A 23,368-nucleotide genomic window follows, 5' to 3' on the forward strand; every position below is an offset into this window, starting at 1 on the left:
ATAGGGTGTCTTTTTTTAGGAAAACAGCAGCACTTAAGCTTTCTATTGATAAGGAGGAAAAAAATAATGGAAAACTTATTAACAACATCGGAATTAACGGTTGTAGAAATTCAGCAAATCCTTCAAGATGCACAAAACTTTGCAAATGGAGCTGAGTGGAGGCCAAATAAACAGCAGTTTGTTGCAAACCTATTTTTTGAGCCAAGTACAAGAACAAAATGCAGCTTTGAAGTGGCAGAAAGAAAATTGGGGCTTGAAGTAATTCCGTTTGAAACAACTAGTTCAAGTGTTGTTAAAGGAGAAACATTATATGATACTATCCGTACTCTTGAATCAATCGGAGTAAATGCGGTTGTTGTAAGACATAAAGAGGATAATTATTTTAAAGATCTTGTAGGGAAAATAAATATTCCTATCATCAATGCCGGCGATGGGTGCGGCAATCATCCGACACAATCGCTTTTAGATCTTTTGACAATTAAACAAGAATTCAATCGATTTGCGGGCTTAAAAATAAGCATTATCGGTGATATCCGCCATAGCCGTGTCGCAAGGTCCAATGCAGATGCCCTAACAAGACTTGGAGCAGAAGTTGTTTTCTCTGGACCAAAAGAATGGTTTGATGAAAATGTTCTGAATGATGCCAATTATGAAGATATTGATACAGCAATAGAAACATCAGATGTGGTCATGCTTCTCCGCATTCAGCATGAAAGGCATAATGAAAATGATATAGAGATGACAAAAGAAAAGTACCATAAGCAATATGGGCTGACTGTGGAAAGAGAAAAAAGAATGAAAAAAGGCAGCATCATTATGCATCCGGCACCTGTTAACCGCGACGTTGAAATTGCAGATGAGCTAGTGGAATGCGAACGTTCTAGAATTTTTAAACAAATGCAAAATGGTGTATATATCCGCATGAGCGTACTAAAAAGATCACTTACAACTATTGAAGGGGGAAATTTACATGTCAATGATTATAAAAAATGGCCGATTGCTTACTAATACAGGGGAATTAGTAGAACAAGATATTCTGATTGAAAATGGCATTGTTAAAGAAATTGCATCTTCTATACAAGAGGAAGCTCAAGAAATCATTGATGCAAAAGGCAAAATCGTTTCTCCAGGATTTATTGATGTGCATGTTCATTTAAGAGAGCCAGGCGGAGAGAAAAAGGAAACAATTGCAACGGGTACAATGGCAGCGGCAAGAGGAGGCTTTACAACCATTGCAAACATGCCAAATACAAGACCAGTTCCAGACACAGTGGAACATCTACATAATTTAAATGAAAAAATAAAAGAAACAGCAAATGTTCATGTGCTTCCATATGCATCTATTACCATCAGACAGCTTGGCCAAGAATTAACTGATTTTAAAGCATTAAAGGAATTGGGTGCATTTGCTTTCACAGATGATGGTGTCGGCGTACAAGAAGCTGGCAAAATGCTAGAAGCGATGAAGCTTGCTGCAAGCTTAGACATGGCAATTGTTGCCCACTGTGAAGACAACAGCTTAATTAATAAAGGCTGCGTGCATGAAGGGGAATATTCCAAAGCAAATGGATTAAACGGTATCCCATCGGTTTGTGAATCAGTACAAATTGCACGAGATGTATTGTTGGCAGAAGCAGCAGACTGCCACTACCATGTATGCCATATCAGCACAAAAGAATCAGTGCGCGTTGTAAGGGATGCGAAAAAAGCAGGCATTAAAGTAACGGCAGAGGTTTCACCACATCATCTATTATTATGTGAACATGATATTGTCGGCAAAGATACGAATTACAAAATGAATCCGCCATTAAGAGGGAAAGCAGATCGGGATGCATTAATAGAAGGTTTGCTTGACGGAACAATCGACTTTATTGCAACAGATCATGCACCGCACACAGCAGAAGAAAAAGCACAGCCAATCGAAAAAGCTCCATTTGGAATTGTTGGTCTGGAAACAGCTTTTCCACTTCTTTACACACATTTTGTGAAAACTGGAAAAATGACGCTTGTAGAACTAATCAATTATTTAACAAAAAAACCTGCAGATACATTTAAATTAGCTGCTGGAACATTAGAAGTAGGAGCTAGAGCAGATATTGTTATCCTTGATTTGGAAGAAAAAGAAAAAATCAACTCAGACAGCTTTTTATCAAAAGGTAGAAATACACCATTTGCAGGTTGGGAATGTCAAGGATGGCCAATTGCAACAATAGTAAAGGGCAAGATTGCTTGGAGAAAGGAAAGTGTACACGCATGAAAAAACAATTAATTCTTGAAGATGGTACAGTGTTTATTGGAGAAGGATTTGGCGCAGACAAAAGCACAATCGGAGAAGTAGTATTTAATACAGGAATGACAGGCTATCAAGAAATATTATCAGATCCATCTTATTGTGGACAGATCGTAACATTAACATATCCTTTAGTAGGCAACTATGGCATTAATCGCGATGATTTTGAATCAATCACTCCGGCCATTCAAGGATTTATTGTAAAAGAAGTTTGTGATTTTCCTTCGAACTGGAGAAATGAACTTTCTTTAGATGAATATTTTAAACAAAAAAACATTCCAGGATTAGCTGGGATTGATACAAGAAAATTAACAAGAATCATTCGTCAGCACGGAGCATTAAAAGGTGCTTTCTGCAATATGGAAGAAGATGTAGAAGCAGTATTGGAAAAGCTTCGCAGCACAAGACTTAGCACAGACCAAGTTAGTCGTGTTTCTACAAAAAAACCTTATCCAAGTCCAGGACGGGGCCATAGAGTAGTGCTTGTTGATTTTGGAATGAAACATGGTATCTTGCGCGAGTTGAATCAGCGTGATTGTGATGTAATTGTAGTGCCATATAATACAACAGCAGAAGAAATTTTAAGTTTAAGTCCAGATGGCATTATGCTGTCAAATGGACCTGGAGATCCAAAAGACGTTCCAGAAGCAATCGCAATGATTCAAGGATTAATCGGGAAAGTTCCTGTGTTCGGCATTTGTCTAGGACATCAACTGTTTGCCTTAGCAATGGGAGCAAATACTGAAAAAATGAAGTTTGGGCACAGGGGATCCAATCATCCGGTTAAAGATTTACTAACAGGGAAAGTATCCTTAACCGCACAAAACCATGGTTATACAGTAGAAGAGGCATCTGTAGCCAATACGGATCTTGAAGTAACGCATATTGCCTTAAATGATGGAACAATTGAAGGGTTGCAGCATAAAAATTTCCCGGCATTTACCGTTCAGTATCATCCGGAAGCATCACCAGGTCCAGAAGATGCAAATTACTTATTTGACCGTTTTATCTCGATGATTTTATCACATAAACAGGAAGGTGCAGCATATGTCAAAGCGTAAAGATATTAACAGCATACTAGTAATCGGATCAGGACCAATCATTATTGGCCAAGCAGCAGAGTTTGACTATGCAGGAACACAAGCTTGTATGGCGCTAAAAGAAGAAGGATATCGTGTAATTCTTGTCAATTCCAATCCTGCAACGATTATGACAGATACAGAAATGGCGGACGCTGTTTATATTGAGCCATTAACACTAGACTTTGTAAGCAGAATTATCCGCAAAGAAAGACCGGATGCGATCTTGCCAACATTAGGTGGACAAACAGGGCTGAACTTGGCAGTTGAACTATCAGAAGCTGGCGTGTTGGAAGAATGCGGCGTAGAAGTATTGGGAACAAAATTATCAGCTATTCAGCAAGCAGAAGATCGAGATCTTTTCCGAAACTTAATGCACGAGCTTGGAGAACCAGTGCCAGATAGTGATATTATTCATAACATGGAAGAAGCAAAAAGCTTTGTAGAAAGAATTGGCTACCCAGTAATCGTTCGCCCAGCCTTTACATTAGGAGGAACTGGCGGAGGAATATGCCATAATGACGAAGAACTGCATGAAATTGTGACAAGCGGTTTAAAAAATAGTCCAGTAACACAATGTTTATTAGAAAAAAGTATTGCAGGCTTTAAAGAAATTGAATATGAGGTAATGCGTGACAGCAATGACAATGCGATTGTTGTGTGTAATATGGAAAATATTGATCCAGTTGGAATCCATACTGGTGACAGTATTGTTGTGGCACCAAGCCAAACTTTAAGTGATAGAGAATATCAATTACTGCGCAACACTTCATTAAAAATTATCAGAGCCTTAAAAATTGAAGGCGGATGTAATGTGCAGCTTGCATTAGATCCATATAGCTTTCAATACTATATTATTGAAGTAAATCCGCGTGTCAGCCGTTCATCAGCACTAGCAAGTAAAGCAACAGGTTATCCAATTGCCAAACTTGCAGCAAAAATCGCTGTTGGCTTAACATTGGATGAAATGATGAATCCTGTTACAGGGAAAACATATGCAAGCTTTGAACCAGCATTAGATTATGTTGTCAGCAAAATACCTCGTTTCCCCTTTGATAAGTTCGAATCGGCAAAACGCAATTTAGGGACGCAGATGAAAGCAACAGGGGAAGTAATGGCAATTGGACGCACATTTGAAGAGTCCTTGTTAAAAGCAATTCGTTCCCTAGAAGCAAAAGTATATCATTTTGCTTTAAATGGCGGAGAGGAAATTAGCGATGCTCTATTAGAAAAACGAATCCGCAATGCCGGAGATGAGCGATTATTCTATATTGCAGAAGCTTTGCAGCGCGGCATTACCATTGAAACCATTCATGAATGGAGTAAAATAGACTTATTCTTCTTATATAAATTAGAAGGAATCATCAAACTAGAGAAAGAACTTGCTGCACATCCATTTGATTTAGAGTATGGAGCAAAAGCAAAAGATAAAGGCTTTGCTGATATTCAACTAGCAAAACTATGGAATGCAAAAGAAATTGAAGTATATGACTGGAGAAAGGAAAATAACTTGATTCCAGTATATAAGATGGTGGATACATGTGCAGCTGAGTTTGAATCAGAAACACCATATTTTTATGGCACATATGAAGACGAAAACGAATCGATTGTGACAGACAAAAAAAGCATTGTGGTATTAGGGTCTGGTCCTATTCGAATCGGCCAGGGAATTGAATTTGATTATGCAACAGTTCACTCTGTATGGGCGATTAAAGAAGCAGGGTATGAAGCAATTATTGTTAACAATAATCCTGAAACAGTATCAACAGACTTCAGCATTTCCGATAAATTGTACTTTGAGCCATTAACCATTGAAGATGTAATGCATATTATTGATCTGGAAAAACCAGAAGGAGTAGTAGTGCAGTTTGGAGGCCAAACAGCAATTAATCTAGCAGCGCAATTAGTGGAACGTGGTGTGAAAATTCTTGGAACATCACTAGAAGACTTAGATCGTGCAGAAGATCGGGATAAGTTTGAACAAGCATTGCAAGATTTAGGCATTCCGCAGCCAGAAGGAAAAACGGCATTAACGGTAGAAGAAGCGGCTGCTGTAGCCAAAACAATCGGCTATCCAGTATTAGTGCGCCCATCCTATGTATTAGGCGGAAGAGCCATGCAAATTGTGTACAATGAATCAGAACTTATTCCATATATGGAGAATGCCGTAAAAGCAAGTCCTGGTCAACCAATCTTAATCGACCGCTATTTAACAGGAAAAGAAATTGAAGTGGATGCAATTTGTGATGGAACAGATGTTGTAATCCCAGGAATTATGGAGCATATTGAACGAGCAGGAGTCCACTCTGGAGATTCTATTGCTGTATATCCGCCGCAAAGTTTATCAAATGAAATTAAACAAACATTGATTGACTATACAACACGCTTAGCAAAAGGACTAAATATTATCGGACTATTAAACATTCAGTATGTTGTATCAAAAGGAGAAGTATTTGTACTGGAAGTCAACCCACGTTCAAGCCGTACAGTACCATTTTTAAGCAAAATTACAAATGTACCGATGGCAAAAATTGCAACAAAAGTAATTTTAGGAGATACATTAAAAAATCTTGGCTATTCATCAGGAGTAGTTCCTGAACAGGCTGGAGTTTTTGTAAAAGTGCCGGTATTCTCTTTCGCAAAATTAAGAAGAGTAGATATTACCCTTGGACCTGAAATGAAATCAACAGGAGAAGTAATGGGCAAAGACATTACATTAGAAAAAGCATTATACAAAGGTTTAGTAGCATCTGGAATGAAGATTCAAACATTTGGAACAGTGCTGCTGACAATTGGGGATAAAGATAAAGAAGAAGCAGTTCAGCTGGCAAAAAGATTTATGAATATTGGCTATAGTCTTATGGCAACAAGCGGAACAGCAGCTTATTTGCAAAAAAGCAATATCCCTGTAAAAGTAGTGGATAAAATTGGCGGCGACGGCACTACATTAATTGATGTAATCAGAGACGGAAAAGCACAATTTGTAATCAATACTTTCTCTAAAGGAAGCCAGCCGACTCGGGATGGATTTAGAATCCGCAGAGAATCTGTAGAAAATGGCATTCCATGTTTAACATCACTAGATACTGCTGAAGCAATTTTGCGTGTTGTAGAATCAATGACATTTTCTGCTGAAGCAATGCAGTCAGGACAAAAAAACTTGGAGGCAGTATTTGCATGATAAGAAACGAATTATGTACAGTAGTTAGTCAAGCTGAAATTGCTGAAAATATAATGGAGCTCACCCTTAGAGGTGAGCTTGTTCATGAAATGGATGAGCCGGGAAGATTTGTTCATATCAAAGTAGGGGATACATTTGAGCCATTGTTGAGAAGACCAATCAGCATTTGCCGAGTTGATCAAAAGAACCTAACATTTACAATGATTTACCGCAAAGAAGGCAGAGGGACACAATTGCTTGCAGCCAAAAAAGAAGGCGAGTCAGTGGATGTTCTTGGTCCGCTTGGCAATGGTTTTCCAGTAGAAGAAGCACAGGGGCAAGAAACAGCTCTATTAGTAGGAGGCGGCATTGGAGTGCCCCCATTATATGAGTTGGCACATCGATTAACAGCCAATGGAGTGAAAGTCATAACTGTTTTAGGATTCCAAAATCGTGATGTTGTTTTTTATGAAGAAAAGTTTCGTGAGCTAGGAGACACATATGTAGCAACAGTGGATGGAACACATGGTACAAAGGGATTTGTAACAGATGTGATAGCACAAGAAAAATTAGCGTTTGATATTTTATATTCATGCGGTCCAACGGCGATGTTAAGAAATTTAGAAAAGTCATTCCCGCATAAGCGCGTGTTTATTTCACTAGAAGAAAGAATGGGCTGCGGAATCGGCGCTTGTTTTGCATGTGTTTGCCATACACAAGACGATCCAACAGGCTTTTCGTATAAAAAGGTATGTACAGATGGACCAGTGTTTAAGGCAGGGGAGGTAGTAATATGAATCGATTAAAGGTCAGCTTGCCTGGTTTAGAGTTGAAAAATCCTATTATGCCTGCATCCGGCTGCTTTGGATTTGGACGTGAATTCAGTAATTTATATGATTTGAGCAAACTTGGAGCAATTATGATTAAGGCGACGACAGTAGAACCTCGATTTGGCAATCCAACGCCACGTGTAGCAGAAACAACAGCAGGCATGCTGAATGCAATTGGACTGCAAAATCCTGGATTAGAGAAAGTTCGTGATGTTGAACTTGCCTGGCTTGCAAACTTTGATGTGCCGATTATTGCAAATGTGGCAGGATCATTGGAAGAGGATTATGTGGAAGTAGCAAAAGAAATTTCGAAAGCTCCAAATGTGCAAGCGCTGGAATTAAACATTTCCTGTCCGAATGTAAAAACAGGCGGAATCGCTTTTGGAACCATCCCAGAAGTGGCCAAGAACTTAACGAAAAAAGTGAAAGAAGTATCGGAAAAGCCTGTTTATGTAAAATTATCGCCGAATGTGACCAATATCGTAGAAATGGCAAAAGCTGTAGAGGACGGTGGAGCAGACGGTTTAACGATGATTAACACATTGCTTGGAATGCGTTTGGATTTAAAAACAGCTAAACCAATCTTAGCAAATAAAACAGGAGGACTATCTGGTCCTGCGGTGAAACCTGTTGCCATCCGCATGATTTATGAAGTAAGTCAAGCGGTAAACCTGCCGATTATCGGCATGGGCGGAATTACGTCAGCCGAAGATGTACTAGAGTTTTTCTACGCAGGTGCAAGTGCAGTCGCTGTAGGGACAGCAAACTTCGTAGATCCATTTGTATGTCCAAAAATTATTGATGAATTGCCAGAATTACTAGATCGATACGGATTTGAACACATCTCAGAATTAACTGGAAGGAGCTGGGGAAAACATGAGCAATTCGCTTATCATCGCTCTTGATTTTGCTAATAAAAAAGAAGTAGATATATTTCTTAGCCAATTTGAACAAGAAAAGTTGTTTTTAAAAGTAGGCATGGAACTATTTTATAAAGAAGGACCAGGCATTATTGCCGTATTAAAAGAAAAAAACCATCAGATTTTCCTTGACTTAAAACTCCATGATATTCCTAATACGGTAAAAAGTGCAATGCGTAATATTGCTTCACTTGGGGTGGATTTGGTTAATGTTCATGCTGCAGGGGGCATTCCAATGATGCAAGGCGCTCTTGAAGGGTTAGAAGCAGGCACATTGGCTGGAAGCAAACGTCCAGATTGCATTGCAGTAACCCAGCTGACAAGTACGTCTGAAGAACAAATGCAAAAGCAGCAGCTGATTCAAGTGCCGTTATTGGACTCTGTAATGCATTATGCATCGATTACAAAAGAAGCAGGACTAGATGGTGTCGTGTGCTCTACATTAGAAGCAAATGCCATCAGAGAAAAATTAGGGCCGGATTTCTTAACAGTTACACCAGGAATTCGTTTAGATTCTGATAATGTTCAAGATCAGGTTCGTGTTGCAACACCAAAAAAGGCAAAAGAAAATGGCGTTTCATCCATTGTTGTCGGTAGATCAATTACAAGAAGTGCAAATCCATATGAAAGCTATCTATTGTTTAAAAATGAGTGGGAGGGCGTTACACAATGAAACAACAAATTGCAGAGCAACTACTAGAAATAAAGGCTGTTTTTTTACAGCCATCCAATCCATTTACATGGGCTTCTGGCATTAAATCACCTATTTATTGCGATAATCGTTTAACCCTTTCATATCCTTCTGTTAGAAAAGATATTGCCAATGGACTGGCACAATTAATTAAAGAGAAGTTTCCGGAAACAGAAGTAGTTGCTGGAACGGCAACAGCTGGAATTCCGCATGCAGCATGGGCAAGTGATGTGTTGGATTTGCCAATGTGTTATGTTCGCTCCAAAGCAAAAGAGCATGGCAAAGGCAATCAAATTGAAGGGAAAATCGAAAAAGGGCAAAAAGTAGTTGTAGTAGAAGATCTGATTTCAACAGGCGGAAGTGTGATTACAGCAGTAGAAGGACTTCGTGATGCAGGTTGTGAAGTGTTAGGGGTTGTTTCCATCTTTACATATGAACTGCCAAAAGGAAAAGAATTATTGCAAGAAGCAGAAATTACAGCTTATTCTTTAACGGATTATACAACTCTATTAGAAGTAGCAGAAAAAAGCGGTTATATTCAAGCGGAAGATATGCTAAGTCTGCAAAACTGGCAAAAAAATCCCGGAGAATGGGGTAACTAATTGAAAAAAGGCCGATATTGATGAAATTCATCAATATCGGCCTTTTCAGGCTTTTATTGCTGTTTTAAGCGCAGTACGGTATCCTCGTCTGGTGTAACATAAACAGTCTGTTGATTATCATAAATAACAAAACCAGGTTTTGCACCGCTCGGTTTTTTTACATGACGAACTAATGTGTAATCTACTGGCACGGAACTAGATTGTTTGGCTTTGCTGAAATATGCCGCCAATTTTGCTGCCTCTATTATTGTTTCTTCACTAGGCTCTTTACTGCGAATGACGACATGAGATCCTGGAATATCCTTTGTATGCAGCCAAATTTCATCACGAGCCGCTACTTTATTTGTTAAGTAATCGTTTTGTTTGTTGTTTTTGCCGACTAATATTTCTGTAGTGTCGCTGGCAATGTATTGATCCAGCACTGGCCTTATGTTTTGCTGTTTTTTTGTTTGTTTTTTCTGACGTTCTCGAAGATAGCCTTCTTCTATCAGCTCTTCCCTAATTTCCTGAATATCTTTAGGGGAAGCAGAAATAATTTGCTGCAGCAATGTGTCAAAATATGCTAATTCTTTTTCAGCTAGGTTTATTTGCTCTTTAATAATATCAATTGAGTTTTTTGCTTTTTGATAGCGTGTAAAATACTTTTGCGCATTCTCAGAAGGCGTTTTTCTTGGATCAAGAGAAATTGTCACCATTTCTCCATCTGGATGATAATAATTTGCGACTTCTATTTCTTTCATGCCTTTTTTCGCAGCATAAATATTGGCTGTCAACAATTCCCCCAGCAATTGATATTGTTCTGCGTTTTCTGCTTCTTGCAGTGATCTTTTCAGTTTTTTGATTTTTTTTTCATTTTTATCCCGCTCATTTACGATAAAACGTTCTAAATCATTGCTTTGCTGTTTTACCCGATCCCGTTCCGCTTTGCCAAAATAAAAACGATCAAGCATTTTGCTTAAGGTGGAAAAATTTTTGCTTTCCCCTTTTAAATGGAGCAAATTTTGAAAATAGAAATATTCTTTGTCTTCTGTTTGTATAATAGAAGGATTATGGTGTGCCTCTTTTATTTCCTTCATTTTAGCAAGAAAGGCCTCGGGCAATGTATCTCGATTAGCCAAACCCGCTTGAAAAACAATTTCTTTTGCCAACAGTGGAGAAATGCCCGAAAACTGCTGTACAATTTGTTTATCTAGTTTCCCGCTGTTAAAGTCCAGTGCTTTTAAAATATCTTCTTTTTCTGCGGAGAGGGGGTCTTTTTTATCCTGTGCAGGCGGCGCTTTGTATTCGTAGCCTGGCAGAATAGCCCGATGGCTGTTAACGGCATAAGAAACATGTTTGATGCTGTCAAGAATCGTATTTTTTTCTTGATCCACTAAAATAATATTGCTGTGGCGTCCCATGATTTCGATCATTAATTTTTTATAGGAAGTATCCCCAATCTCATTTCTGCCTCTTACTTCCAGGACAATAATTCGGTCATGGCCAATCTGATACAAGTTATCAATAAAGTAGCCTTCTAAATGTTTGCGCAAAAGCATACAAAACATTGGAGGCTCTTTTGGGTTTTCATAGGTTTCTTCTGTTAATTGAATGCGAGCATAACTAGGGTGGACAGAAAGCAAAAGTTTTTGATTTTTTCCATTTGCCCGAACAACAAGGACAATTTCATTAGTAAAGGGCTGCTGGATTTTTGTAATGCGGCCGCCTTTTAAATTTTCTAGCAACTCAGCAGTCATTGCTTTTGTAAATAATCCATCAAATGACATGTTTAACATCCTTTTCTTTAATGTATCTATTTGTTTTTCATTAACTATCTTTTTTATTCCTTCTCTTATATTGGCTAAAGATTTATGCTTTGTCAAAAAGAAGTGATCTCTTTCTAGCATTTTTTTTAATTTGGCTGAATATGATTTGTTAAGAGTGGTGTTGGGACAACTTTGCAGTTTAGTTTTGCTTATGCTTTGTTCAGAACAACTACGATTTTTTTCATCGCCAATAGGAAGAACAAAATGTTTGCTTTTTTGATTTGGCGAGCTTGAATTGAAAAGGGGGAAGTGAGATGGCCGGATGAATTATCATGAAATGAACGAAAAAGAAGTAGAACGAACATTAAATACGGATTTTTCGGCTGGACTGACAAATGAAGATGCTAGTAAAAGGCGCAAACAGTTCGGAAAGAATGAACTGGATGAAGGAGAGAAGCAATCAGCACTGCTTTTATTTTTTAGTCAATTTAAAGACTTTATGGTTCTGGTGCTGTTGGCGGCAACATTAATTTCTGGACTTCTCGGAGAATATATTGATGCAATTGCAATTATTGCAATCATCATTTTAAATAGTTTTTTAGGATTTTTTCAAGAAAGACGAGCAGAAAAGTCCTTATCCGCATTAAAGGAGCTTTCACAGCCGCAGGTGCAAGCATTAAGAGACGGGGAATGGGTCAAGATTTTATCAAAAGAATTAGTTCCTGGCGATATTATTAAGTTTGCCAGTGGCGACCGCATTGGGGCAGATGTCCGCATTATTGAATCAAGAAGTTTAGAAGTGGAAGAATCTGCATTAACAGGAGAATCAGTGCCTGTTCAAAAAACGGTATCACCAATAAAAAATGCAAATCTAACACTTGGAGATATGGAAAATATGGGCTTTATGGGCACAATGGTGTCAAGAGGAAGCGGAGTGGGTGTCGTTATTGCCACGGGAATGAAAACGGCGATGGGACAAATTGCAGACCTGCTGCAAAATGCTGAATCACAAACAACGCCGCTGCAGCGACGTTTAGAGCAGCTTGGAAAAATATTAATTGTGACGGCTTTATTGCTAACCGTTCTCGTTGTCGCTATTGGTGTTATTCGAGGAAATGATTTATATGAAATGGTGCTAGCGGGTGTATCACTTGCTGTTGCGGCTATTCCAGAAGGATTGCCAGCCATTGTTACCATTGCTTTATCATTAGGTGTGCAAAAAATGATTCGGAAAAATGCGGTTGTCCGCAAATTGCCAGCTGTTGAAACATTAGGCTGTGCAAGTGTCATCTGTTCTGATAAAACCGGCACATTAACACAAAATAAAATGACCGTTACAAAGGTTTGGAGCGGTGGGAAAACATGGACAGTAGATGGCATTGGTTACGAGCCTCAAGGGAAATACTATCAGGATAAGGAAATCATTGATCCTAAAAAAGATAAAGTGCTGCAGCAGCTATTAACATTCGGCATGCTTTGCAATCATGCAGAAATTCTCCAAAAGGACGATGAATTTGTTTTAAATGGAGATCCAACAGAAGGAGCAATGCTTGTTGCCGGTATGAAAGCAGGATTTACGAGAAAAAAGCTGTTAACTCAATTTGAGATTGTTAATGAATTTCCCTTTGATTCTACAAGAAAAATGATGAGTGTTGTGGTGAAAGATCCTTCTGGAAGACAGTTTATTGTAACAAAAGGGGCACCAGATGTATTAGCGGGAAAAAGTATCTCTATTTTAATGGGAAATAAAACACAAGTTTATGGAAAAGATATAAAAAATATGGTGCAAGAAGCAATTAATGGACTTGCCTCCCAAGCTCTAAGAACCATTGCGATTGGTTTTAAAGAAATATCGCCAAATACGCTTATACTGCATGAACAAGAAGCAGAAAAAGATTTAACCTTTATCGGTCTTCAAGGGATTATTGATCCCCCAAGGCCAGAAGTGAAACAAGCAGTAAAAGAATGTAAAGAAGCAGGCATTAAAACTGTTATGATCACAGGAGACCATGTGATTACAGCAAAAGCAATTGCAACAGAACTTGGCATTGCCAACAAGCGCTCCAAAGTATTAGAGGGAAAAGATTTAGCTAATATGAATTTAAAGGAATTGGAAGGCGTAGTAGATGAAGTCAGTGTGTTTGCAAGGGTATCCCCTGAACATAAGCTGAAAATTGTGCAAGCATTCCAAAATAGAGGCCATATCGTTGCAATGACAGGTGATGGTGTCAATGATGCACCAGCAATTAAAACAGCAGATATAGGCATTGCAATGGGCATAACCGGTACAGATGTTGCCAAGGAAGCTTCTTCTCTTGTACTGATGGATGATAATTTTGCAAGCATTAAGGCTGCAATTATTGAAGGAAGAAATATTTATGAAAATATTCGCAAGTTTATCCGTTATTTATTGGCTTCAAATGTAGGAGAAATATTGGTAATGCTGTTTGCCATGCTTTTGGCGCTGCCTTTGCCGCTTGTTCCTATTCAAATACTGTGGGTTAATTTAGTGACAGATGGCCTTCCGGCGATGGCGCTAGGATTGGATAGACCGGAAGATAATGTGATGAAGCGGAATCCGCGGAACCCAAGCGAAGGAGTATTTGCAAGAGGTTTAGGCTGGAAAGTCATTTCCCGAGGCATCTTAATTGGATTAGCCACCATACTTGCGTTTATATTTGCATATGACAACAATCCTGAAAATTTGCAATATGCACAAACAGTTGCTTTTATTACATTAGTATTGGCCCAGCTGATTCATGTATTTGACTGTCGTAGTGAAAAATCTATTCTTTCCCGTAATCCTTTTGGCAATATATACCTAGTATGGGCAGTTATTTCTTCCTTAGTGCTTGCCCTTATTGTTGTCTATGTACCATTTTTGCAAGAAATTTTCCATACAGTTCCGATTCTTGCAAAAGATTGGCCAATGATTATCGGACTTGCCTCTGTTCCAACTTTTTTACTTGCAGGATCATTTTTGTTAAGTAAATCAAAATAAAATATGTTATAATCCAAAAGGTACTAGAGACAATTTCTATTACCTTTTGTTTTTGTATTAGGTATTATTTATATATACACGGTAAAACATATTTGGAAGCCTTGGATGAAGTTGTTGTGTAGTTAATAGATATGCATAGCAGTTTATTGGATTGTTAAGATTCATGTTAACAATTGCATGGCGAGTTTTAAATAAATGGATGTGTGATTATGGTTAAAAGTATGACTGGATTTGGAAAAAGCGGGAAACAAGGAGATGGTTTCACTGTAAATGTGGAAATAAAAACGGTAAATCATCGTTTTTGTGAACAATTGATTAAACTGCCTAAGCAGTTTTTAATAATAGAAGAACAAATCAAAAAGAATATTTTAAAATATATACATAGAGGCAGAGCAGAAGTATTTATTGCAGTAGAAGGAAATGAGCTGAACAACCAAAAAGTAGAAGTAGACTGGCTGCTGCTTGATCGTTACCACCAATTATTAACCGATATAAAAAATAGATATTCTATACAACAAACAATAACAATCGATGATCTTCTTCAAAATAAAGATTGTTTCCAGCTGGTAGATGCTGAATTAAATAAGGAAGAAATAGAAACAATGATTCTTTTGGCAGTAGAGGATGCTGTTTTGGAATTAGATAAAATGCGAGAAAAAGAAGGAGAAGCTCTAAAAAAGGATATTCTTTTTCTTTTAGAAGGTTTTAAGCAGTCCATCGGCATTCTAGAAAAACTAGCACCCCAAGTTAGTGTCATGTACCGAGAGAAAATCAAAGCAAGAGTAGAAAGTTATTTGCAGGATGTTATGGATGAATCAAGGCTTGCTTCTGAGGTTGCTGTTTTTAGTGAAAAAGCAGATATTAACGAAGAACTTATCCGTCTTAAAAGCCATCTTCAGCAATTTTATGAAATTCTCGAAGAGAAAAAAACGATTGGGCGAAAGCTGGACTTTTTGCTGCAGGAAATGAATAGAGAAGTTAACACAATTGGTTCGAAAGCAAATTCTGCCGAAATCGGCAAAGAAGTAGTCGAAATGAAAAGTTATCTAGAAAAAATAAAAGAACAAATTCAAAACATGGAGTAATATGGGTTTAGAAAGATGCTGACCCGTTAAAAATAAAATAATATGATTGGGGAAAGAACATGTCCATCAAGTTAATAAATATCGGTTTTGGCAATATTGTCTCTGCCAATCGAATTATATCGATTGTAAGTCCTGAATCGGCTCCAATTAAACGTATTATCCAAGATGCACGGGATCGAGGCTCGCTAATTGATGCCACCTATGGAAGAAGAACAAGGGCCGTGATTGTAACAGACAGCGACCATGTTATTCTTTCTGCGGTTCAGCCAGAGACAGTTGCACACAGGCTAAATGATCGCGATGAAATTATGGATGAAGGGTAGGAGAAGACCTTGATAGAAAAAGGGCTGTTAATAGTATTGTCAGGACCTTCCGGTGTAGGAAAGGGAACTGTAAGAAAAGAAATTTTCTCTCAAAAAAATAATGCATTTGAATATTCTATTTCCATGACAACAAGACTTCCGCGTGAAGGGGAGATAGACGGAACGGATTATTTTTTTAAAACCAGAGAAGAATTTGAAGCATTAATCGAACAAGGGAAATTGCTTGAATATGCAGAGTTTGTCGGCAATTATTATGGCACTCCTGTTGATTATGTAAGAGAAACAACAGATAAAGGAAAAGATGTTTTTTTAGAGATCGAAGTAGAAGGAGCTAAACAAGTTCGGGACAAGTTCCCTGACGGGCTATTTATCTTCTTAAGTCCTCCAAGTTTATCGGAATTGAAAAATAGAATTGTAACAAGAGGAACGGAAACAGAAGAAATTATCAATAATCGTATGAATGTAGCAAAAGAAGAGATTGAAATGATGCATCTATATGATTATGTGGTAGAAAATGATACAGTAGAAAATGCATGTGAAAAAATTAAAGCAATTATTATTGCAGAACATTGCAGAAGAGAACGTGTTGAACCAAAATACAAAAAAATGCTGGAGGCAAATTAATTATGTTATATCCATCTATTGATTCATTATTAACAAAAATCGATTCTAAATATTCACTGGTTTCGGTAGCAGCAAAAAGAGCTAGAAAAATGCAATTAAATGCAAAACCGCAGTTAAACAAATATGTTTCCCATAAAAATGTAGGCAAAGCTTTAGAAGAGATTCATGCAGACCAATTAACATACCGTGTGAATTTGGCAGAAGGCGAAGAATAAAAGCACCTTAAAGAATTAGATAATATTATCAGGAAAGGATTGATCGAACAAAGAATTTTTCTTTATCTTCGATCAGTCTTTTTTCATGAAAATAAAAACTGCCTTAGCTGGGAAAAAGACCAGTATATTCAAAGAATCGACTATCTATTATCCAAGCGTTTATGGTAATGTACTGTTATTGAATAATAGGAGCAAAATTATTTTTTGCAGAATAAAAGCAGCTTTCAGTAGGGAGAAAGGAGAAGCGTGATGTTAAAGGGAAAAAAAATATTATTATGTATAACAGGAGGAATTGCTGTTTATAAAATGTGTGCTTTAACAAGCAAATTAACACAAAAGGGTGCACATGTAAAAGTAGTCATGTCAGAGTCGGCAACAGAGTTTGTTGCTCCTTTAACCTTTAAAGCATTATCAAAAAATGAAGTGTATACAGATACTTTTGATGAAAAAGATGCAAGGGTTATTGCGCATATTGATTTGGCAGATTGGGCGGATTTGATTTTAGTAGGACCTGCAACAGCGAATACAATCGGCAAATTGGCAAATGGCATTGCTGATAATATGGTGACAACTACATTGCTTGCGGCAATCTCTGATGTTTGGATTGCTCCTGCAATGAATGTACATATGTATGATCACCCAGCCGTACAAAAAAATATTCAAACATTGTATGATTATGGATACCGATTTATCAATCCAGGGGAAGGCTATCTTGCTTGCGGATATATTGGAAAAGGAAGATTAGAAGAGCCAGAGAAAATCATTGCACATATGGAAGAATATTTTTCGAAAGAAAACCAATTTTTAAAAAATCAAAGGGTACTTGTAACAGCAGGACCAACGAGAGAAAAAATAGACCCAGTACGTTTTATTTCGAACAGTTCAACAGGAAAAATGGGCTATAGCGTAGCGCAGCAAGCACTGAATTTGGGAGCAGAGGTTATCCTTGTAACAGGCCCAAGCCATCTGACGCCACCAAAAGGGGCGAAAGTGATTCGTGTTGAAAGTGCAGAGGAAATGTATGAAGCAGTTATCGATCAGTACGATAAGACAGATATTGTCATTAAAACAGCAGCAGTCAGCGACTATAAGCCTGCTTTTGTTTATGAACATAAAGTAAAGAAACAAGAAGGAAAAGAATCTATTGAGTTTGTGCGGACAAAAGATATATTGCTAGAACTAGGCAAAAGAAAAAAGCATCAACTATTAATTGGTTTTGCTGCAGAAACAGAAAATATGGAACAATATGCAAAAGATAAATTGACCAAAAAAAATGCAGATATGATCGTTGCCAATAATGTGAACAGCAAAGATTCTGGATTTGGCACAGATACAAATCGTGTTAGTTTATATTTGAAAAGTGGAGAATCAATAGAATTGCCTCTATTATCAAAAGAGGAAGCAGCTTTTAAAATTTTAGAACAAGCGTACCAGATGAAGGGTATGGTAAATAAATGACAGTAGCAAAAGTGATTGTGGATGTTCCTGCAAAACAAACAGATAGACCGTTTGATTATCTTGTTCCAGATCATTTAGAAGAAATGATCCAGCCAGGCATGCGAGTAATAGTTCCTTTTGGTCCAAGAAAGGTGCAAGGATTTGTTGAAAGATTGGAAAGCGAATCTTCTTTTGCCTCTTTACGAAAAATTAGTGAACCAATGGATCTTGTTCCTGTATTAAATAAGGAATTGCTTGATTTAGCAGAATGGTTGTCCATTCATACACTTTGCTATAAAATATCGGCTTTTCAAGCCATGCTGCCTCCAGCTTTAAAAGCAAAGTATCAGCGGAAAATCAAACTGCTTGCTCAAAAAAAGGCTATTTCAGAATCGCTCCATCCTTTATTTTCTGAACGTTCAGAGATACTGTGGGAAGATGCATTAAAAACAGTTTCCCTTTCTTCTATTCAAAAGGAAGTGAAAAATGGAAATTTAGAAGTAATCTATGAAGTCCAATCCCGTGCCAATAAAAAAAAGATAAAGCATATTTATTCCCGTTTAGATGAGCATGAGCTGAAAATGGCATTAGAATCTCTTAATAAGCAGGCAAATAAGCAGCGAACCGTCATTGAATATTTTTTGAAATATAACCAATCAATCGAACAAAGGCTTTTATTAAGTGAATTGAACACATCTAGTGCTGTAATAAAAGGATTAATAGAAAAGGGCATTTTAGGGGAACAAGAGGTAGAGATGTACCGTGATCCTTATAAAGAAAGAGAATTTGAAAAAACGTTCCCGTTAACTCTGACAGAGGAGCAAATGAAGGTCATTAAACCTATTCATGGTTCGATTGAGGATAAAGAGCACGAAGTTTTTTTATTATATGGTGTGACAGGGAGCGGAAAAACAGAAGTATATTTACAGTCAATTGATAAAGTGCTAAAAAAAGGGGAAGAAGCGATTGTACTCGTTCCAGAAATTGCTTTAACTCCACAAATGGTCAATCGCTTTAAAGGCCGTTTTGGCGATAAAGTGGCTGTCCTTCATAGTGGTCTTTCTGTTGGAGAAAAATACGATGAATGGCGTAAAATCCAGCGTAAAGAAGTGCAAGTAGTAGTTGGAGCACGATCTGCCATTTTTGCCCCATTTGAAAATTTAGGAATTATTATTATTGATGAAGAGCATGAAATGACATATAAACAAGAAGAAAACCCAAAATATCATGCAAAAGATGTTGCCGTTAAAAGAGGATTGACTCATCGTTGTCCAGTTATATTAGGGAGTGCAACACCTTCTTTAGAAAGTTTCGCTAGGGCGCAAAAGGGAGTTTATACCCTGTTGACATTGCAAAAAAGAATGAATAATAATCCCCTTCCACCTGTTGATATTGTTGATATGCGGGAAGAACTTCGCGAAGGCAATCGGTCGATGTTTTCAAGGCTGCTATTAGAAAAGCTTGCTGATCGACTGAAAAAAAAAGAACAGACAGTGTTGTTTTTAAACAAACGGGGCCATTCCTCATTTGTTATGTGCCGAGATTGCGGATATGTTATGAAATGCCCCCATTGTGATATTAGTTTAACGTATCATCAATATAATAACCTGATGAAATGTCATTACTGCGGCTATGAGGAGCCTACAGCAAAAATTTGTCCAGAATGTTCAAGCGAACATATTCGCTACTTTGGAACAGGAACACAAAAGGTAGAAGAAGAATTGACAAAAATCATGCCAGAGGCTCGTGTTATTCGCATGGATGTAGATACAACAAGCCGCAAAGGAGCCCATGAAAAATTATTAAAGCAATTCCAAGAGGGCAACGCAGATATTCTTTTAGGAACACAAATGATTGCAAAAGGCTTGGATTTTCCGAGAATTACGCTTGTTGGTGTGTTATCTGCCGATACGATGCTTCATTTGCCAGATTTTCGCTCCTCAGAAAAAACATTTCAATTGTTGACCCAAGTAAGCGGCCGTGCTGGAAGGCATGAATTAGCAGGAGAGGTAATATTTCAGACATACACTCCGGAGCATTATAGTATTGAGCTGAGCAGCCAGCAAAATTATGATTTATTTTATTCGCGGGAAATGATGATAAGAAAATCTCACTCCTATCCTCCTTATTACTATATTACGCTTATTACCGTCAGTCATGAACAGTTAACAAAGGCAGTCAGTGTAACAGAGCAAATCACAAGAGTCGCCAGACAAAAACTGCTTCCAAATACGGTTGTGCTCGGACCAGTTGCTTCCCCAATTTCCAGAATAAAAAATAGATATCGGTATCAGTGTCTGATAAAATACAAACAGGAGCCTAACTTAAAAACAGTGCTGAAATCTATTTTAGATCATTATCAAGGTGAGATTTCGTCAAATGGACTGCAGATTTCCATCGATGTTAATCCCTTTTTATTAATGTAGAAAAGGTGCCGTCCACTAGGCAGGTTTTGCACTATTGGATTGCCTTTTTTATATGTTGAGACAGCCTCTTTTCATCACAATGCTTGTATTATCCCTTTATTAGGTTTAAAATAGATCGTTATGTGATGAAATAGATAGACATAAATGTTTGGAGGAAATGAAGTGGCAGTAAAAAAAATTGTAATGTTTCCAAATGAAGTATTAGAACGTTCATGTGAAACAGTTACAGTCTTTGATAAAAAATTAGCAAAACTATTAAATGATATGTATGATACGATGATTGCGTTTGATGGAGTAGGTTTAGCTGCACCGCAAATCGGCATAGGAAAAAGAATTGCAGTTGTGGATATAGATGATGAAATGGGAACGATTGAGCTGATTAACCCGATATTGCTTTCTTTTTCAGGTGAACAAATTGGGCCAGAAGGCTGTTTAAGTTTTCCAGGATTGTACGGAGAAGTGAATCGTCCTTTCTCTATTAAAGTACAAGCACAAAACCGCAGAGGAAAAACATTTATTCTGGAAGCAGAAGACTTTTTAGCAAGAGCCATTTTACATGAAATGGATCATTTGGATGGAGTGCTGTTTACATCAAAAGTCATTCGTTATTTAGAGGAAGAAGAGTTAGAAGGAGTGGAATCTTAAATGACAAAAATCGTATTTATGGGGACTCCCGATTTTTCTGTGCCAGTATTGCAGCGAATTTTAGAAGATGGTTATGAAGTAATTGCCGTTGTAACACAGCCAGATCGACCTGTTGGCAGAAAAAAAACGTTAACACCCCCACCTGTTAAAGTGGAAGCAGAAAAACACAATATCCCTGTATATCAGCCAGAAAAAATTCGGCAATCGGAAGAATTAACAGCCATTATTAACTTGCAGCCAGATTTAATTGTAACAGCAGCATTTGGTCAAATACTGCCTAAAGAGTTATTGGAAGCGCCGAAGTTCGGCTGCATCAATGTTCATGCATCTTTGCTTCCTGAACTTCGCGGCGGAGCTCCAATTCATTACAGCATTATTCAAGGAAAAGAAAAAACAGGAATCACTATTATGTATATGGCGGAAAAATTGGATGCAGGCGATATTTTAACGCAAGCAGAAGTTGTCATTGAAGAAAATGATACAGTGGGAACCCTGCATGATAAATTAAGCATAGCGGGAAGCGACCTTCTTTCCGAAACATTGCCAAAGCTTTTAAGTGGATCATTAATTCCTATTCCACAAGATGATGCTCTTGCAACATTTGCCTCTAATATAAAAAGAGCAGATGAACAGATCGATTGGTCAAAAAACGGGGAAGACATATATAATCAGGTGCGGGGAATGAATCCGTGGCCAGTTGCTTTTACAATGTACAAAAAGGAAGTAATGAAAATCTGGTCTGTAAAAAAGGTAGCAAAAGAAAACCATGGCGCTCCTGGAACAATCATTGGGATTGAAGAAGATGGGTTTATCATTGGAACAGGCAATGATACAGCAATCAAAATTATCGAACTTCAGCCTGCGGGCAAAAAGAAAATGACAGCAGAAGTATACTTAAGAGGCGCTGGAGCAAAAATGGAACTACAAGAAACTTTAGGAGCTTAAGAAATGACAAGTAAAAAAAATGTTCGGGAATCAGCTTTAGATATTTTAGAGACGATAAACAATAATCAAGCATACAGCAATCTACTGTTAAACAATGCGATTAAAAAAAATGAAATTCCAGCGAAAGATGTTGGTTTATTAACAGAATTGGTATATGGAACGCTGCAAAGAAAAATGACCTTAGCGTATTATTTGCAGCCGTTTTTGAAAAACAGCAAAAAAATGCAAAGCTGGGTAGTAACATTATTGCAGCTGACACTTTACCAAATTGTTTATTTAGACCGCATTCCCGATCATGCAGCCATTCATGAAGCTGTAGAAATTGCAAAAAAACGTGGGCATAAGGGCATTTCAGGTTTAGTTAATGCCGTTTTAAGAAACATACAAAGACAAGGATTGCCAAAAACAGAATCAATAGAAGATTCAATTGAGCGTATTGCTGTTGAAACAAGCCATCCAAATTGGCTTGTGAAACGATGGGCAGAGCAGTTTGGATTAGAAGAAACACAAAAAATGTGTCAATTAAACTTAACGCCGCCAATACAAACAGCAAGGATTAATACAACAAAAACAACAGTAGAAGAATGTATACGTCTATTGGAAGCAGAAGGCTATAATGTGAAAACTAGTGAGATCATTCCAGAAGGAGTCCACTGTTTAAAAGGAAATTTAGCCAATTCCCGTTGTTTCCAAGATGGACTTTTAACGATACAAGATGAAAGTTCGATGCTTGTCGCCTATGCATTAAATGTGAAAGAACCTTTATCTGTGTTAGATGCATGTGCAGCTCCTGGCGGAAAATCGACTCATATTGGGGAGAAAATGGGCAATAAAGGAAATATCCTATCTGTTGACCTTCATGAACATAAAGTAAAGCTGATCCGACAAAATGCCGAAAGACTTCATCTGGACAATATTGAAACAAAAGCAATGGATGCAAAAAAACTGGCAGATATAGTGGAAGCCAATTCTTTTGATCGAATCCTTATTGATGCCCCTTGTTCTGGTTTAGGTGTTATGAGAAGAAAACCGGATATTAAATATACAAAAGACGAAAAAGATATGGACCGTTTGCAGACGATTCAACTGAAACTTTTAGAAGAAGTCTCTCCTTTATTGAAAAAAGGTGGTTTGTTAATCTATAGCACATGCACCGTTGATCGCAAAGAAAATGAAGAGGTCGTAGCAAGTTTTTTGGCACAACATCAAGAATTTACAAAAGATACAACATTGGCTAGCCGCCTGCCAGAAAGTGTACAAAGTTTTGCAGAAGGTTATCAATTACAAATATTGCCCCAACATTTTGGGTCAGACGGCTTTTATATTGCCGCATTAAAAAAAGAGGTGTAA

Annotated in this window: 19 protein-coding genes; 18 read left to right on the forward strand and 1 reads right to left on the reverse strand. The window is 37.7% G+C overall.

What is annotated here, in order from left to right; translation table 11 throughout:
- Window positions 1-66: 66 nt before the first annotated feature.
- The 8 genes from NCCP28_RS08915 to pyrE are packed head-to-tail and all read left to right on the forward strand — an operon-like array spanning window position 67 to window position 9,572.
- Window positions 67-1,008: an aspartate carbamoyltransferase catalytic subunit gene (locus NCCP28_RS08915; RefSeq protein WP_248561030.1), complete on the forward strand. Its 942-nt coding sequence runs from the start codon at window positions 67-69 to the stop codon at window positions 1,006-1,008.
- Window positions 971-2,257 carry a dihydroorotase gene (locus tag NCCP28_RS08920; RefSeq protein WP_248561031.1) on the forward strand — a complete coding sequence of 429 codons (1,287 nt, stop codon included), beginning with the start codon at window positions 971-973 and terminating at the stop codon, window positions 2,255-2,257. Before NCCP28_RS08915 ends, NCCP28_RS08920 begins: the two co-directional genes overlap by 38 nt.
- Window positions 2,254-3,351, forward strand: coding sequence for a carbamoyl phosphate synthase small subunit (locus tag NCCP28_RS08925; RefSeq protein WP_282579538.1), 1,098 nt, complete (start codon window positions 2,254-2,256; stop codon window positions 3,349-3,351). Before NCCP28_RS08920 ends, NCCP28_RS08925 begins: the two co-directional genes overlap by 4 nt.
- Window positions 3,338-6,550, forward strand: coding sequence for a carbamoyl-phosphate synthase large subunit (gene carB / locus NCCP28_RS08930; RefSeq protein WP_248561033.1), 3,213 nt, complete (start codon window positions 3,338-3,340; stop codon window positions 6,548-6,550). Before NCCP28_RS08925 ends, carB begins: the two co-directional genes overlap by 14 nt.
- Window positions 6,547-7,326, forward strand: coding sequence for a dihydroorotate dehydrogenase electron transfer subunit (locus NCCP28_RS08935; protein ID WP_248561034.1), 780 nt, complete (start codon window positions 6,547-6,549; stop codon window positions 7,324-7,326). Before carB ends, NCCP28_RS08935 begins: the two co-directional genes overlap by 4 nt.
- Window positions 7,323-8,264, forward strand: coding sequence for a dihydroorotate dehydrogenase (locus NCCP28_RS08940; RefSeq protein WP_248561035.1), 942 nt, complete (start codon window positions 7,323-7,325; stop codon window positions 8,262-8,264). Before NCCP28_RS08935 ends, NCCP28_RS08940 begins: the two co-directional genes overlap by 4 nt.
- On the forward strand, window positions 8,236-8,952 hold the full coding sequence (gene pyrF, locus NCCP28_RS08945; RefSeq protein WP_248561036.1) for an orotidine-5'-phosphate decarboxylase: 717 nt from the start codon (window positions 8,236-8,238) through the stop codon (window positions 8,950-8,952). Before NCCP28_RS08940 ends, pyrF begins: the two co-directional genes overlap by 29 nt.
- On the forward strand, window positions 8,949-9,572 hold the full coding sequence (gene pyrE / locus NCCP28_RS08950; RefSeq protein WP_248561037.1) for an orotate phosphoribosyltransferase: 624 nt from the start codon (window positions 8,949-8,951) through the stop codon (window positions 9,570-9,572). Before pyrF ends, pyrE begins: the two co-directional genes overlap by 4 nt.
- 53 nt (window positions 9,573-9,625) lie before the next feature.
- On the opposite strand, the gene NCCP28_RS08955 is transcribed toward pyrE, so the two are convergent.
- Complete coding sequence (locus tag NCCP28_RS08955; RefSeq protein ID WP_248561142.1) at window positions 9,626-11,338, reverse strand: Rqc2 family fibronectin-binding protein; 1,713 nt, start codon at window positions 11,336-11,338, stop codon at window positions 9,626-9,628.
- Between the two features lie 301 nt (window positions 11,339-11,639).
- On the opposite strand from NCCP28_RS08955, the gene NCCP28_RS08960 reads away from it, so the two are divergent.
- The 10 genes from NCCP28_RS08960 to rsmB all read left to right on the forward strand — a co-directional run bounded on the left by NCCP28_RS08960 (window position 11,640) and on the right by rsmB (window position 23,368).
- Entirely contained in the window at window positions 11,640-14,318 is a 2,679-nt protein-coding gene (locus NCCP28_RS08960; protein WP_248561038.1) for a calcium-translocating P-type ATPase, SERCA-type, read from the forward strand.
- Between the two features lie 209 nt (window positions 14,319-14,527).
- On the forward strand, window positions 14,528-15,403 hold the full coding sequence (locus tag NCCP28_RS08965; protein WP_248561039.1) for a YicC/YloC family endoribonuclease: 876 nt from the start codon (window positions 14,528-14,530) through the stop codon (window positions 15,401-15,403).
- A gap of 59 nt (window positions 15,404-15,462) precedes the next feature.
- On the forward strand, window positions 15,463-15,726 hold the full coding sequence (gene remA / locus NCCP28_RS08970) for an extracellular matrix/biofilm regulator RemA (protein WP_101175543.1): 264 nt from the start codon (window positions 15,463-15,465) through the stop codon (window positions 15,724-15,726).
- A 9-nt stretch (window positions 15,727-15,735) separates the two neighbouring features.
- On the forward strand, window positions 15,736-16,350 hold the full coding sequence (gene gmk / locus NCCP28_RS08975; RefSeq protein ID WP_248561040.1) for a guanylate kinase: 615 nt from the start codon (window positions 15,736-15,738) through the stop codon (window positions 16,348-16,350).
- A gap of 2 nt (window positions 16,351-16,352) precedes the next feature.
- Window positions 16,353-16,565: a DNA-directed RNA polymerase subunit omega gene (rpoZ, locus tag NCCP28_RS08980; protein WP_248561041.1), complete on the forward strand. Its 213-nt coding sequence runs from the start codon at window positions 16,353-16,355 to the stop codon at window positions 16,563-16,565.
- 249 nt (window positions 16,566-16,814) lie between these two features.
- Entirely contained in the window at window positions 16,815-18,023 is a 1,209-nt protein-coding gene (coaBC, locus tag NCCP28_RS08985; protein WP_248561042.1) for a bifunctional phosphopantothenoylcysteine decarboxylase/phosphopantothenate--cysteine ligase CoaBC, read from the forward strand.
- Window positions 18,020-20,428, forward strand: coding sequence for a primosomal protein N' (priA, locus tag NCCP28_RS08990; protein ID WP_248561043.1), 2,409 nt, complete (start codon window positions 18,020-18,022; stop codon window positions 20,426-20,428). Before coaBC ends, priA begins: the two co-directional genes overlap by 4 nt.
- Before the next feature lie 162 nt (window positions 20,429-20,590).
- Complete coding sequence (gene def, locus NCCP28_RS08995; RefSeq protein ID WP_248561044.1) at window positions 20,591-21,073, forward strand: peptide deformylase; 483 nt, start codon at window positions 20,591-20,593, stop codon at window positions 21,071-21,073.
- Window positions 21,074-22,018 (forward strand): methionyl-tRNA formyltransferase, encoded by a 945-nt coding sequence (fmt, locus tag NCCP28_RS09000; RefSeq protein ID WP_248561045.1) that lies wholly within the window; start codon window positions 21,074-21,076, stop codon window positions 22,016-22,018.
- A 3-nt stretch (window positions 22,019-22,021) separates the two neighbouring features.
- Window positions 22,022-23,368: a 16S rRNA (cytosine(967)-C(5))-methyltransferase RsmB gene (gene rsmB / locus NCCP28_RS09005; RefSeq protein WP_248561046.1), complete on the forward strand. Its 1,347-nt coding sequence runs from the start codon at window positions 22,022-22,024 to the stop codon at window positions 23,366-23,368.

Source organism: Niallia sp. NCCP-28 (genome assembly GCF_023168165.1).
Classification (GTDB): domain Bacteria; phylum Bacillota; class Bacilli; order Bacillales; family Cytobacillaceae; genus Niallia.

Excerpts from the sequence above, each read along its gene's own strand:
- NCCP28_RS08915 (WP_248561030.1), top strand. The coding sequence starts at position 67 with ATGGAAAACTTATTAACAACATCGGAATTAACGGTTGTAGAAATTCAG.
- NCCP28_RS08920 (WP_248561031.1), top strand. The coding sequence starts at position 971 with ATGTCAATGATTATAAAAAATGGCCGATTGCTTACTAATACAGGGGAA.
- NCCP28_RS08925 (WP_282579538.1), top strand. The coding sequence starts at position 2,254 with ATGAAAAAACAATTAATTCTTGAAGATGGTACAGTGTTTATTGGAGAA.
- carB (WP_248561033.1), top strand. The coding sequence starts at position 3,338 with ATGTCAAAGCGTAAAGATATTAACAGCATACTAGTAATCGGATCAGGA.
- NCCP28_RS08935 (WP_248561034.1), top strand. The coding sequence starts at position 6,547 with ATGATAAGAAACGAATTATGTACAGTAGTTAGTCAAGCTGAAATTGCT.
- NCCP28_RS08940 (WP_248561035.1), top strand. The coding sequence starts at position 7,323 with ATGAATCGATTAAAGGTCAGCTTGCCTGGTTTAGAGTTGAAAAATCCT.
- pyrF (WP_248561036.1), top strand. The coding sequence starts at position 8,236 with ATGAGCAATTCGCTTATCATCGCTCTTGATTTTGCTAATAAAAAAGAA.
- pyrE (WP_248561037.1), top strand. The coding sequence starts at position 8,949 with ATGAAACAACAAATTGCAGAGCAACTACTAGAAATAAAGGCTGTTTTT.
- NCCP28_RS08955 (WP_248561142.1), bottom strand. The coding sequence starts at position 11,338 with ATGTCATTTGATGGATTATTTACAAAAGCAATGACTGCTGAGTTGCTA.
- NCCP28_RS08960 (WP_248561038.1), top strand. The coding sequence starts at position 11,640 with ATGAATTATCATGAAATGAACGAAAAAGAAGTAGAACGAACATTAAAT.
- NCCP28_RS08965 (WP_248561039.1), top strand. The coding sequence starts at position 14,528 with ATGGTTAAAAGTATGACTGGATTTGGAAAAAGCGGGAAACAAGGAGAT.
- remA (WP_101175543.1), top strand. The coding sequence starts at position 15,463 with ATGTCCATCAAGTTAATAAATATCGGTTTTGGCAATATTGTCTCTGCC.
- rpoZ (WP_248561041.1), top strand. The coding sequence starts at position 16,353 with ATGTTATATCCATCTATTGATTCATTATTAACAAAAATCGATTCTAAA.
- coaBC (WP_248561042.1), top strand. The coding sequence starts at position 16,815 with ATGTTAAAGGGAAAAAAAATATTATTATGTATAACAGGAGGAATTGCT.
- priA (WP_248561043.1), top strand. The coding sequence starts at position 18,020 with ATGACAGTAGCAAAAGTGATTGTGGATGTTCCTGCAAAACAAACAGAT.
- fmt (WP_248561045.1), top strand. The coding sequence starts at position 21,074 with ATGACAAAAATCGTATTTATGGGGACTCCCGATTTTTCTGTGCCAGTA.
- rsmB (WP_248561046.1), top strand. The coding sequence starts at position 22,022 with ATGACAAGTAAAAAAAATGTTCGGGAATCAGCTTTAGATATTTTAGAG.